Here is a 12,849-nt window from a genome sequence, read left to right as displayed (position 1 = left end):
AAAGGCGACCACGGGTCGCCTTTTTTATGTCTGTGACACTGATATAATCATCTCCTTGCGCATTGCTAATGATGCGATAGAACAACAATAACACTGATGGCGATAACGCCTTAGCCGGAACCTGAAATGAGTGATGACATCGCTAATCTGCGCAAATTTGTCGCCCCCGAAATTGTCTTTGGAGCTGGCGCCAGAAAAACCGTAGCCAACTTTGCCCGCTCTTTTGGCGCGCGCAAAATTTTGCTGGTATCTGACCCGGGCGTTAAGGCTGCCGGTTGGGTTGATGAGATTGCCCAGGATCTGCAGATGGCCGGTTTTGAGTATGAGCTGTTTACCGACGTATCCCCCAATCCCCGTTCCGAAGAGGTGATGAAGGGCGCTCAGATTTATACCCAGCATGGCTGTAATCTGATTGTCGCCGTTGGCGGCGGAAGCCCAATGGATTGCGCTAAAGGAATTGGCATCGTAGCGACCCACAACCGCCATATTCTCGAGTTTGAAGGTGTGGATACCATAGAGATGGCCATCCCGCCGCTGATCTTTATCCCCACTACCGCTGGAACGTCTGCCGATGTTTCACAGTTTGCCATCATTAATGACCAGCAGGAGAGGATGAAAATCTCCATTGTCAGTAAAGCGGTGGTGCCGGATGTGTCCCTGATCGATCCTGAAACAACAGTCACCATGGACCCTTTTCTCACCGCTTGTACTGGGGTGGATGCGCTGGTGCATGCGATTGAAGCGTTTGTCTCTACAGGGTCTGGTCCACTCACCGACATGCACGCGCTGGATGCGATTAAACTGGTGAATGACAATCTGGTGGCACTGGTGAAAGACCCGACCGATCTGAAGCTGCGGGAGCAGGTGATGCTCGGCAGTATGAAGGCGGGTCTGGCATTTTCTAATGCGATTCTCGGGGCAGTGCATGCGATGTCCCACAGTTTGGGTGGTTTTCTCGATCTGCCCCATGGGATGTGCAACGCGATGCTGCTGGAACATGTGATCGGTTTTAATTTCAAATCCGCTGAAGATAAGTTTCGTGTCGTCGCTGAAACTATGGGCATTGATACCCGGGGAATGAACAACCAGATGGTGCACAAACGCTTACAGGAGCGGGTGATTAAACTTAAGCGTGATGTCGGTTTGTTCGAAGGGCTTGCCTCGCGGGGGGTTAACCTCAGCGATATCCCAACCCTGTCAGCTAAAGCGATCAAGGACCCCTGTATTCTGACCAATCCGCGCAGATCGAGTAAGCGGGATGTCGAGGTCGTGTATGAAGAAGCGCTCTGAGGCTGAGTACTCTCCCAGCGACAGGCTCACTATAGAGAGTCTGATGGGGCTGGGCGGACAGTCAGCCCGCAAGAGTCACTATCCTGAACTGGTCGCTAAGATTGAAGAGCTTGAAGATGAGCGTAACCGATATAAGTCGATCTTTGAAAATGCGCAGCATGGTATTTTTCAGGCCCGGTTTGATAGCGGCCTGATTGCCGCAAACCCGGCGCTGGCGAGAATCTGTGGTTATACCGACCCGCAACAGCTGTGCAGTCGGGTTGACTCATTTGCTTCGGGTTTGCTGTTTGATACCGGTGAATATCCTTTGTTACTGGAAAAGCTGAAGCTGTACGGCAAGCTGTTTGGCTATGAAACCCGGTTGTTACGTCAGGATGGCAGTGCCGTTGATGTGTCGCTCAATGTGCTGATAAAGGATGATGATCAGGGTGGCCTGATGGAGGCGTTTGTTGCCGATATCACCGAACGTAAGAAGGCCCAGAATAAGTTAAAGAAGCTCAATGAAGAGTTGGAACAGCGGGTAGACGAGCGCACCGAGGAGCTGGTCTCGCTGAACCACAAACTGGTGAACGAAATCAATGAGCGGCGTGTCATTGAGCAGGCGCTTAAAGAGGCCCGGGATGCCGCCGAACAGGCGAATAAGAGTAAAGATAAATACCTGGCCGCGGCCAGTCATGATCTGCTGCAACCGCTGAATGCCGCCCGCTTACTGGTATCTACGCTGCAGGAGCGGGAACTGGCAGCAGAAAATAATCATCTGGTTGAGCGGATTCATATGGCGCTGGAGGGGGCTGAAGAGTTGCTGAGTGATCTTCTGGATATCTCCCGGCTGGATCAGAATGCGGTGCAACCTGACCTGACCAGTATCCCGCTGAATTATCTGTTCCGCATGCTACAGGTGGAGTTTCAACCGGTGGCAGAACAGCGTTCTGTGTCGCTGCGGGTGCTGGGCAGTGGTCTTAATATTCGCAGTGATAGCCGTTTATTGATGCGTGTACTGCGCAACTTTCTCAGCAACGCCTTTCGCTATACCCCGGCAGGCAGGGTGTTGCTGGGAGTTCGCCGCCGGGGAGACCACCTTGAGCTGCAGGTATGGGATACCGGTCCCGGTATTCCCGAAGATAAGCTTGAGGATATCTTCAAAGAGTTCCAGCAGATTGATCATCAGTATCAGACCGGCCGCAAGGGGGTAGGACTGGGGCTGGCGATTGTTGAACGGATCGCTGGTATGCTGGATCACCCGATCCGGATTAGCTCCCGGCCTGGCAAGGGGACCATGTTTAGCGTTTCCGTGCCTGTCAGCAGCGATACTGTAGAGGCGATCCTGCAGCCGCAGCAGATGGTTCATCAGGATCTGAGTGGTCGGCCGATTCTGGTGATTGATAATGAAGCGGATATTCTGGTGAGTATGAAGGCGCTGTTGCAACAGTGGAGCTGTGAAGTCTATGTTGCTATCGATCCGGCCGAGGCGATTGAAAAATATCTGCGTAAAGGGGTAGAGCCGCAGCTGATTCTCGCGGACTTTCATCTGAATAATAATGCCACCGGGGTGGAAGCGGTCGATCAGGTGCGAGCGTTTGCTGGCTATGATATCCCCGCCGCTATCATTACCGCAGACCGTTCGCCGGAGGGGCGAAAGCTGTTCCGCGAACGCCAACTGCCGGTGCTGAATAAACCGGTTAAACCAGGCAAACTGCGGGCGCTGATCACCCACCTGCTGCAGCCGCCGCAACAAGCAGAGGGGTAGCGCTCTGATGAATAGCGATCAGCTTGAACAGTGCCATGAGGCGCTGGAGAAACTTAAACAAGAGCTGAGCGAAGAGATCAGCAGTCTGGAACAGAGTGCCAGGCCGGTAGTGTTGGATCAACAGGCCGTTGGCCGGGTTTCCCGTGGCGATGCGTTGCAGCAACAGAATATGGCGCTGGCCAATCTGCAACAGTGCCACCAGCGGATGCATGAGGTACTGCATGCTGAACAGAAGATAGATGAGGCCGACTATGGTTATTGTGAAAGCTGCGATGCGTTGATTAGCCCGCCGCGACTTCTGGCACGGCCTGACAGCCGTTTATGTCTTAACTGCCAGTCAGCGACGGAGCAGAAAAATTGATGTTTTGTCCCTGCTACATGCCAAAGCACTAATCTAAAGCACTAATCTAAGAAGAGCACTTATGAAGAGCACTTATGAAGAGCACTTATGAAGAGCACTTATGAAGAGCACTGATGTAAAGCACCCATATAATGCACTTATGTAAGAGTATTCGCTTCGCTGATATATTTTATATTACCCTCGCTTCCAGTCTGCTATGAATCTGTTTGCGAACACCGGTGACAACCCTGCCCACATAGATTAATGCAGGGGCTTCAATCTGGTTGGCAGTGATTGCTGTAGTCATTTGACTCAGAGTTGTTTCGATGGCTCGTTGCTCTTTGTGGGTGCCGTTCTCAACGATCAGCGCCGGGTAGTCGGCAGGCAAACCCGCTTTTATAAGTTCTGAGCTGATCATTGCTGCTTTCGATACCCCCATATAAAACACCAGGGTTTCATCGGTTTTTGCCAGGTCGTTCCAGTCGATCTCACGGGTTTCGCTGAACTGGGCGGTAATCAGTCTCAGCCGGGTCGATTTTCCCCGTTCAGTTAGTGGGAATCCCAGGCTGGCTGCGCAACCGGAGGCGGCGGTGATACCCGGAACAATACTGTAGGGGATGTTTTCGCATCGAAGTGCATGCAGTTCCTCACCCAGGCGGCCAAACACCAGAGGATCGCCACCTTTCAGACGCACCACATGCTTACCTTCTGCTGCAAGATGCACCAGAATTGAGCATATTTCGCTCTGGGTTGCACTATGATCGCCCATACGCTTACCGACATAGATGAGTTCAGGATTGCCTTTTATGCCTTCCAGTAACTCGCGGCTGACCAGCGCGTCATAGACGATCGTATCGGCCTCGTTAATCAGTCGCCAGGCCTTTAGGGTTAACAGTTCAGGGTCGCCGGGGCCTGCACCTACCAGATCGACCCGTCCGAGAGGTAAGTGTTTGCGCGGGCTGCGCAGCCTGGAGGCCCTGTTCCCCATACCCTCTTTGTTGCTGATCCATTCGCGTAGGTAGCGCATAAAATCAATACTTAACATGGTCATTCTCCGCTTTAAAGACAAAAAAAAGCCCAAAGCTCTGAGGAGCTTTGGGCTTCATTACCCGACGAAAGCAGTTTCGTCTTCAGATTTTTTAAAATACTAACCGATATTAAATAACACTAAGCAATGAATATGCCTGATTTGCCCCTGGGCCTAATCATATTGATCGGTGGCACTGTTATTGCTGCAGCTATTGTTCATATCTCATGCGATACGCACATAACAATGAAAGAAAATACGGTCTCTCCCGAATCCTTTTTTCTGGCTGCCAAACAGTCAGAGATCAACACGATCATCGAACTGAAGTCGATGCTCAGATGGGTGAACTTGATCTGTGAGTTTATCCATCAGTTACAACGTGAGCGGGGTCTTTCAAACAGGTTGTTAGTCGGGGGCGGGGAGAAAACAAAGCAGCAGCGGGTTGAACAGTTACGGTTGACTGATGATGCCTTTGAGGCGATGAAAAAAGGGCTTACTGTCGTCCACCAATCCGCACTGGAGGGCACAGTCAGTGCGAAGCTGCTTAACCTGATCGCCTCGGCGCTGCTGGCATTGGAGGGCTTAAATCGTCTGCGAACCGATATTGAAAATGACAAATACCAGCCGGTTGATGCGACCACTTCATATAATCGCTTAATCGAAAATCTGTTGTTAATTGTGTTTGAGGTGGCCGATCATGCCACCGACCCGGAGGTGACGCAGGGGCTGAGTACTCTGTTCCATCTGATTCAGGGGAAGGAACTGGTGGGCCAGGAGCGGGCCTGGACGGTGGTTGGGTTTGCCCGGGGGAGTTTTGCCCCCCGCTTATGTGAACGACTGGAGCGGGTTAATCACCAGCAGGTTGAGATATTCAGTGGTTTTCAGCAAACCGCGCGACCTGAGTTGAACGCCGCATTGTCTCAGCTTGAGAGCAGTGAACTGATTGCTGATTTTAAGCAGATGAGAGCCCTGCGGGATAAGCTTCGCGAGGGGCAACAGGTGAACCCTGAGCTGGCCGATACCTGGTATGAGAAAGCCACACTCTATATCGATGCCTTGCATGCTCTGGAAATACAGGCGATGAATCAGATATTGACGCTGTGTGATAACCGGGTCGACCTGGCTAAACGCAATCGTTCTGCGGCTCAGGAGCAGATAGCGCTTCTCACCGGCCTTAAGACAGACTCCGGCGAACCGGTTGGCAGCGGTTTACTCAATGCAGCGAACCCATCACATCCGGTTCAGACTCTGATTTTAGAGCAGCGTAAACAGATCCAGGCTCTGACAAATGATCTGCAACAAGCCAAAGAAGCGCTGGAAGCAAGAAAATTGGTGGAACGTGCAAAGGCGATTCTCAAGGAGAACCTGAATCTTGATGATGACGCGGCGTATCGAACCTTACAGAAAAGCGCGATGGATCAGAAGCTGCCTATTCAGCAGGTCGCTTTAGCGATTATAGAAGCCTATAAACGATCAACCTATCGCTGATCAGATTCTCCAGAGAGGGAAAGGGAGTTAACGAACTCCCATCGCCTGCATCAGATAGATAACGCCACAGCCAACCGCCAGCATGACCAGGTTGTAAGGCAACTGATTGCGGATGATCTCACTATCGGTGGCATTAAAGCGGGACTTCATGATGAAGTTGAGGCCACTGAAGGTGCTGCCTGACATCGCCAGTGATGTGCCCAGAATATAGGCGATTGCCATCAGGTTGGGAGTCACGGTTATATCGGCTAGCAGACCCGCAAAGATCGCCACCAGTGCCAACTGGTGGATGCCTAAATACGCCAGACCGACAATCATCATCAATACCAGAGAGGCAACACCGGCATCGGTTTCGGTAAAGGGCAGGCTGATCAGACCAACCCCGATACAGGCCTTTACCCCTGCTGCTAATACCCCGGCGCTCATAAACAGGCTTATTTCCGCGCGGCTTTCGGATAGTTTTTCTGTGATATGTAACGACACTTTCTGACTGGATGAGCGGAGGTTAGTTCTTAGTGTTAGCAGACAGACAGGCACGACGATTGAGAGCAGCGATACCAGAAATACAGTCGGCAGTTCAGGCTGCTGCCAGCTAAGCAGCAGAATCATGCCGATCAATACCACCGGCATGGCCAGTGTTTCAGTTTTAAGTGGGTATCCGGCGTAACTCTTTAAGGCCGTAGCCACCCGAAAGCGTGCTTCAATGATACTCAGTATCAGGCCGATAACGGCAATGGATATAGAGAACGGGTAAACCTGGGATAGCTCGACACCGGGAACCTGTTCCAGCACCAGAGGCAACAGGCTGAGAAAGGGGGACCAGAGCACCGCCATACCGAAGCCCCGGCTGAGCACCAGTTGTGATAACTGATCGATCCCCTCATGTTTCTTAATCTGGTCACCGACAACGATCACTGAAGAGAAGTTGGCGACCGAGGAGAAGAAATGCATGCCTAATAGCGTCGTGAAAAAGCTGCGCAGGCCAGGTTTGCTGACTTCACAGCCAACATTGCTCGCCATGCCGATAAAGCTGATCGCCGTGAGTAACATGGCCAGCTTCAGATGGGCACCAAACAGGGTTTGCAACGACATATCCGACCCCAGGCTCCAAGCCAGCAGCGCTGCCGCTATGCCCGCAACAAACAGCATCGCAATCTGTTTGCGCTGCTTGGGTTTAAGCCGTGGTGCTTCGATGACTATATAGATCCAGCACAGCAGGGTTGCCACGCCGGCTAAGCCCAGAGGCAGCACTATATTTGTCAGTGTCAGCAGGCACATCAGTAAAACAGTGATGCCGGCTATGCGCCCCCCCGGCCAGTGGCTGATCAGATTTTTGGTAATACTCTTGGTGGTCATCCTATAACCTGCAAATAAAAGCTGGAATTTACTTAATATATTAAGTATATTATCGTTAATATGTTAGCCTTTCCAGTGTGGAAGATAAAATGGACAGGGTAATCGGCAAACAATTTTCAGGCTGCAGTCATTGACTGCAGCGGTCAGCATTATGATGGAAGGTCAGATATGTTAACAGAACAGCAGATAAAAATAGCCGCAGAGAAGCTCTATCAGGCAGAGAAGGATCGTGTTCAGATCCCAGCCCTGACGCTCGATTATCCTGATATGACTATGGCTGATGCCTATGCTGTGCAGAAAACCTGGGTTGATCAGAAGATCGCCAACGGTGCTAAGGTTAAAGGGTATAAGATCGGTCTTACCTCCCGGGCGATGCAGATGGCGGTGAATATCGATCAGCCTGATTACGGTGTGCTGCTGGATGATATGTTCTTCGCCGATGGGGCTGAGATCAAAGCATCTGACTTTCTTGATCCCCGTATCGAAGTGGAACTGGCATTCGTGCTGAAAGATCGACTTGAGGGTGACGATGTCACTATCTTTGATGTGCTCAATGCCACCGATTATGTGATTCCCTCTCTGGAGCTGATCGCCGCCCGGTGTCACCGTACCGACCCTGAAACGGGCTATACCCGCAAAGTGTATGACACGATCGCGGATAACGCGGCGAATGGCGGGATCATTCTTGGCGGTCGCCCGATCAAACCGATGGATATGGATCTGCGCTGGGCCGGAGCTTTGCTCTATCTGAATGGTCAGATTGAAGAGACCGGTATTGCCGCGGGTGTTCTTGGTCATCCGGCCAATGGTATCTGCTGGGTATGTAAACGCTTTGCCCCTCATGGCGTAGCGCTGGACCCGGGTCAGGTGATTCTGGCCGGTTCATTTACCCGTCCGGTGCCGGTTAAAGCCGGTGATACTGTGCATGCAGATTACGGCCCACTGGGCGGTATCTCAGTGAAGTTTGTTTAAGAGGTGGCTATGGATCTTCCTGTTAATAAATTTAAGCAGGGCCTGAAAGGCGACAAGCCTTTGTGGGGGTTGTGGCTGGGGCTGCCCGACGCAACCTGCGCTGAGATTGTTGCCGGGGCCGGGTTTGACTGGCTGCTGATCGACAGCGAGCACGCACCCTTTGAACTGGACTCGACGATGCGTCATCTGCAGGCGATTGCACCCTATGGTGTACCTGCGATTGTGCGCCCGGAGGAGGGCCGGACCGCATTGCTGAAACGGATTCTGGATATCGGTGCGCAAACGGTGCTGGTGCCGATGTGTGACACCGCAGAGCAGGCGCGGGAGCTGGTTAAAGCGGTTAAATATCCACCCATGGGTGTGCGGGGGCTGGGGAGTTCACTGGCCCGGGCGGCCAACTGGAACCGTATCCCTGGTTATCTGCAAAAAGCCAACGATGAGATCTGTCTGATCGTTCAGGCGGAGACGGTTACCGCCATGGCTAACCTTGAAGAGATCGCTGCGGTTGAAGGGGTGGATGCGGTGTTTATCGGACCCTCTGATCTGTCAGCCTCGATGGGCCATATCGGTAATCCCGATCACCCTGAGGTAGTCGCGGCGATTGAAAACGGCTTTAAGGTGATCAATGCGGCAGGCAAAGCGGCGGGGCTGTTGTGTATCAATCCTGCTAAAGCGCATCACTATGTTGAGAAGGGTGCGAAGTTTGTCGGTGTGGGAGTCGATACGTTGTTACTGGGCAATGCGGCCAAACAACTGGCAGAAAGCTTTCAGTCCGGGGACAACAAATCTGATGCCACTGGCTCCAGCGGATATTAAATTCAGGCACAAGTTTAGATACAGGTTTAGGTGAAAGTGTAATGAGTAAAAATCCAATCGTGAAAGGTAAGTTAGTCTGTGTAGCGCTGAACGACGCTGAACAGTTCAACGCCATGCAAGCCGAGTTTGCTGAAGCACCGTATAAAGGTGCACCACAACAGCCGGTTCTCTATTTTAAACCCCACAACACCTGGAGTACCGATGGTGCCGTGGTTGAGTGGGCACAGGTTGATGGTTCACCCGCTGAGCAGATGGTGGTGGGTGCTTCACTGGCGGTGGTGTTTGGCAAAGAGTGCTGCCGTGTCAGCGAGGCAGAGGCGCTGGACTATGTTGAGGGTTACACCCTGGTACATGACTTCTCACTGGTAGAGCAGAACTACTACCGCCCTGATATCAAAGGCAAGTGTCTGGATACCTCTGCACCTATCGGTGCTGATGTGGTTGCCGTTGCCGACCCGCAGGCTCTGACGGTTGTTACGTCGGTAAATGGCATGGTCGTCAATGAGACGCCGGTTTCTCAGCTGGTGCGCGGTGTTGCTGAGCTGATCAGCACAATCTCTTACATCATGACACTGCAGCCGGGCGATGTGATCGCAGTGGGTTTCCCGGGTCAGCGGGCACCGGTTGCACCGGGTGACAAGGTCCACTCCGTGATTGACGGTGTTACCGAACTCAACAACACACTTGGCCAGTAAGGAGATCATTCAGAATGAAACACGCACGCGTACTTTTTAATGGCTCTGCACTGGATGTAACCGTTGAGGCAGATGGTCAGCTGAAATCGAAAACTGATGGTCAACTGATCAATGAAGCGGATGTTACCTGGCTATGTCCGGTTGAAGCGCCTGGCACTATCTTCGCATTGGGTCTGAACTATGCGGATCACGCCGCTGAACTGGCCTTTGAACCACCGAAAGAGCCGCTGGTGTTCCTCAAGGGTGCTAACACTCTTACCGGCCACAAACAGAACGCTTATCGTCCGGATAACATAGAGTTTCAACACTATGAGTGTGAGCTGGTGGCGGTGATCGGTAAAGAGGGCAAGAATATTTCCCGTGAAGATGCGATGGACTACATCTCCGGTTATACCGTCTGTAATGACTTTGCCATCCGCGACTATCTGGAAAACTACTATCGTCCTAACCTGCGGGTTAAAAGCCGTGACTCACTGTGTCCGATTGGCCCCTGGCTGATCGACAAAGAGGATGTGGGTGATATCACCAACCTGAAACTGACCACCCATGTGAATGGTGAGCTGACTCAGGAAGGCACCACAGCGGATATCATCTTTGATCTGCCGTTCCTGGTGGAATACCTGAGTAAAATTATGACCCTGAAACCCGGCGATATGATCGCCACCGGCACACCAAAAGGTCTGAAAGATATGCAGCCGGGCGATACGGTTGTCTGTGAAATTGAAAAAGTAGGGGCTCTGGTAACGCACATCGTGTCTGAGCAAACATTCTACGGCGATAAGTATTGAGGTATAGATTGATGAGTGCACAACTACAAGAAAATATCAGTAAAGCGGAAGGCTACCTGGCGCGTTTTAAAGAAAACACTCTGGGTCATTATATTAACGGTGAGTGGACCCTGGGCAGTGGCGAAACCTTTGATAACACCACGCCATTCGACCAGAGCTTTCTGGGTAAGGTTGCTGCGGCCACTGAAGCTGATGTAAATGCGGCTTGTGAGGCGGCGGCTGAGGCTGCGGCTGGCTGGGCTGCAACGCCGGGCGCTGAGCGGCGTAAGATTCTACACCGTCTGGGTGATGAGCTGGAGAAGCGCGCAGAAGAGATCGCTATGGTTGAATCAATGGACTGTGGTCAGGCGCTGCGCTTTATGCGTCAGGCGGCTGTTCGTGGTGCGGCTAACTTTCGTTTCTTTGCCGATCAGGCACCTGAAGCGCGTAACGGTCTGTCTTTGCATCAGGCTGAACACACCAACTTTACCGTGCGTAGTCCAATCGGTCCTGTTGCTGTAATCACTCCGTGGAACACGCCGTTTATGCTGTCTACCTGGAAGATTGCACCCGCACTGGCATCCGGTTGTACCGTAGTTCACAAGCCTGCTGAGCTGAGCCCACTCACTGCATCCATTCTGGCTGAGTGTGCTGAAGCGGCGGGTCTGCCGAAAGGTGTCTGGAACATGGTTAACGGCTTTGGTACGGTAGCCGGTAAAGCGCTGACCCAACACCCTGCTATCAAAGCGGTCGCGCTGGTGGGTGATTCTGCCACCGGTAAACTAATTCAGGCACAGACGGCACAAACGCTGAAGCGTCTGCATCTGGAACTGGGGGGTAAGAACCCGATTATCGTATTCGATGATGCCGATTTTGATCGTGCTCTGGATGCCGTGGTGTTCATGATCTACAGCCTGAACGGTCAGCGCTGCACCAGCTCCAGCCGTCTGCTGATCCAGAGTGGTATTAAGGACAAGTTCCTGGCTGCCCTGAAAGCGCGTGTAGAAAACATCAAAGTAGGTCATCCGCTGGACCCTGAAACTGAAGTGGGTCCACTGGTTCATACCGGTCACTACGATAAAGTCACCAGCTACTTCGAAATTGCTAAGCAGGATGGTGCGACCATCGCTGTCGGTGGCAAGTCTCTGCGTGATGAGATGGGCCCTGGTAACTTCGTCACCCCAACCCTGTTTGTTGATGCGAAGAACAGCATGCGCATCGCTCAGGAAGAGATCTTTGGTCCGGTTCTGACCGCGATTGAGTTCGAAACCGAAGAGGAAGCGATCCAGCTGGCTAACGAAACTGTGTATGGTCTGGCAGGCTATATCTGGACCAGCAACACCGGTCGTGCAATGCGTATGGCGCATGCAGTAGAAGCCGGTATGCTGTGGGTTAACTCGGAAAACAACCGTAACCTGCCATCCCCGTTCGGCGGCGTTAAGATGTCGGGTATTGGTCGTGACGGTGGTGACTGGAGCTTCGATTTCTATATGGAAACGAAGAATGTGTGTATAGCCCATGATACGCATAAGGTCCCTGTCCTCGGCCGCTAATCGTCTAAGCTACTGCGCTTGATCATACGGCGTTGGAAGCAGGTTCAAAGTGCTCATTTAGCAGGCTAAACTGCGCGCTTTTCACCTGCTTCCGCCTTGTCTGATCTGCGCTCGTGACGCTTAGACAGCTATTGCGTTTGATCGTATGGTGTTGAGAGAAGGCATAAAGGGCTCATTTAGCAGGCTAAACTTGCGCGCTTTTCACCTGCTTCCGCCTTGTCTGATCTGCGCTCGTGACGCTTAGACAAGCTATTGCGTTTGGCTACACGGCCTTAAAAGCTGGTTTAGAGTAATCTTAGCCAGCTTTTGATTTTAAGTGCTATGAGACTGATGCGTAGATCTATAAATTAGATAGATTGATTAAACACAGGAAACTTTATGCCTCATTTTATTATGGAATACTCAGCCAATCTGGATGATGATCTGGATATCCCGGCACTGTTTGAAAAGCTGAACGCCACGGCTATTGCTACCGGGGTTTTCCCGATTGGTGGCATTCGCAGCCGGGCGATCCGCTGCGAGCATTTCCGCGTAGGCGAGGGTGACCCTGAGAACACCTTTGTACACCTGACCGCTAAAGTGGGGTCTGGCCGTACGCCTGAAGTGCTTAAAGAGGCTTCAGATAAAATCTTTGAAACCTTCAGTGAATGCCTTAAACCGGTGTTTGACCGTCGCTGGATGAGCGTTGGTTTTGAGATGATTGAGCTTCATCCTGAACGCAACTACCGGATGAATAACATCCATAAGAAGCTGGCTGATAAAGGCTGAGCATCTTTGCTATTCAGTGATAGTCAGCAG

Annotated in this window: 12 protein-coding genes; 10 read left to right on the top strand and 2 right to left on the bottom strand. The window is 52.0% G+C overall.

The window, feature by feature from the left end:
- Positions 1–126 precede the first annotated feature (126 nt).
- Genes ercA through Q0499_RS12170 form a run of 3 tightly spaced genes read left to right on the top strand, consistent with a single transcriptional unit; the run spans position 127 to position 3,398 of the window.
- A complete protein-coding gene (ercA, locus tag Q0499_RS12180; RefSeq protein ID WP_299199735.1) occupies positions 127–1,290 on the top strand; it encodes an alcohol dehydrogenase-like regulatory protein ErcA in 1,164 nt (387 codons plus the stop codon).
- Entirely contained in the window at positions 1,274–3,037 is a 1,764-nt protein-coding gene (locus Q0499_RS12175; protein ID WP_299199732.1) for a NahK/ErcS family hybrid sensor histidine kinase/response regulator, read from the top strand. The genes ercA and Q0499_RS12175 overlap by 17 nt, the downstream gene beginning before the upstream one ends.
- A gap of 7 nt (positions 3,038–3,044) precedes the next feature.
- A complete protein-coding gene (locus Q0499_RS12170; protein WP_299199731.1) occupies positions 3,045–3,398 on the top strand; it encodes a TraR/DksA family transcriptional regulator in 354 nt (117 codons plus the stop codon).
- A gap of 169 nt (positions 3,399–3,567) precedes the next feature.
- On the opposite strand, the gene cobA is transcribed toward Q0499_RS12170, so the two are convergent.
- Positions 3,568–4,422: a uroporphyrinogen-III C-methyltransferase gene (gene cobA, locus Q0499_RS12165; protein ID WP_299199730.1), complete on the bottom strand. Its 855-nt coding sequence runs from the start codon at positions 4,420–4,422 to the stop codon at positions 3,568–3,570.
- Positions 4,423–4,650: 228 nt separating this feature from the next.
- Here cobA and Q0499_RS12160 point away from each other — a divergent pair, with 228 nt between their 5' ends.
- Positions 4,651–5,892: a nitrate regulatory protein gene (locus tag Q0499_RS12160; RefSeq protein WP_299199728.1), complete on the top strand. Its 1,242-nt coding sequence runs from the start codon at positions 4,651–4,653 to the stop codon at positions 5,890–5,892.
- Positions 5,893–5,919: 27 nt separating this feature from the next.
- On the opposite strand, the gene Q0499_RS12155 is transcribed toward Q0499_RS12160, so the two are convergent.
- Complete coding sequence (locus Q0499_RS12155; protein WP_299199726.1) at positions 5,920–7,248, bottom strand: hypothetical protein; 1,329 nt, start codon at positions 7,246–7,248, stop codon at positions 5,920–5,922.
- 168 nt (positions 7,249–7,416) lie between these two features.
- Between Q0499_RS12155 and hpaH the strand changes: the two genes are divergently transcribed.
- The 6 genes from hpaH to Q0499_RS12125 all read left to right on the top strand — a co-directional run bounded on the left by hpaH (position 7,417) and on the right by Q0499_RS12125 (position 12,819).
- Positions 7,417–8,220: a 2-oxo-hept-4-ene-1,7-dioate hydratase gene (gene hpaH / locus Q0499_RS12150; protein WP_299199723.1), complete on the top strand. Its 804-nt coding sequence runs from the start codon at positions 7,417–7,419 to the stop codon at positions 8,218–8,220.
- A 9-nt stretch (positions 8,221–8,229) separates the two neighbouring features.
- The gene (gene hpaI / locus Q0499_RS12145; RefSeq protein ID WP_299199721.1) at positions 8,230–9,036 is read left to right on the top strand and encodes a 4-hydroxy-2-oxoheptanedioate aldolase; all 807 of its coding nucleotides are present in this window, start codon (positions 8,230–8,232) and stop codon (positions 9,034–9,036) included.
- Between the two features lie 41 nt (positions 9,037–9,077).
- A complete protein-coding gene (locus Q0499_RS12140) occupies positions 9,078–9,731 on the top strand; it encodes a fumarylacetoacetate hydrolase family protein (protein ID WP_299199719.1) in 654 nt (217 codons plus the stop codon).
- A 14-nt stretch (positions 9,732–9,745) separates the two neighbouring features.
- The gene (locus Q0499_RS12135; RefSeq protein ID WP_299199717.1) at positions 9,746–10,519 is read left to right on the top strand and encodes a fumarylacetoacetate hydrolase family protein; all 774 of its coding nucleotides are present in this window, start codon (positions 9,746–9,748) and stop codon (positions 10,517–10,519) included.
- An 11-nt stretch (positions 10,520–10,530) separates the two neighbouring features.
- Complete coding sequence (hpaE, locus tag Q0499_RS12130; protein ID WP_299199715.1) at positions 10,531–12,051, top strand: 5-carboxymethyl-2-hydroxymuconate semialdehyde dehydrogenase; 1,521 nt, start codon at positions 10,531–10,533, stop codon at positions 12,049–12,051.
- 378 nt (positions 12,052–12,429) lie between these two features.
- Entirely contained in the window at positions 12,430–12,819 is a 390-nt protein-coding gene (locus tag Q0499_RS12125; protein WP_299199713.1) for a 5-carboxymethyl-2-hydroxymuconate Delta-isomerase, read from the top strand.
- The last annotated feature ends 30 nt before the right edge of the window (positions 12,820–12,849 follow it).

The organism is uncultured Amphritea sp. (genome assembly GCF_937127095.1).
Taxonomy (GTDB): Bacteria; Pseudomonadota; Gammaproteobacteria; order Pseudomonadales; family Balneatricaceae; genus Amphritea.
This window is presented reverse-complemented; position numbering and strand designations above follow the sequence as displayed.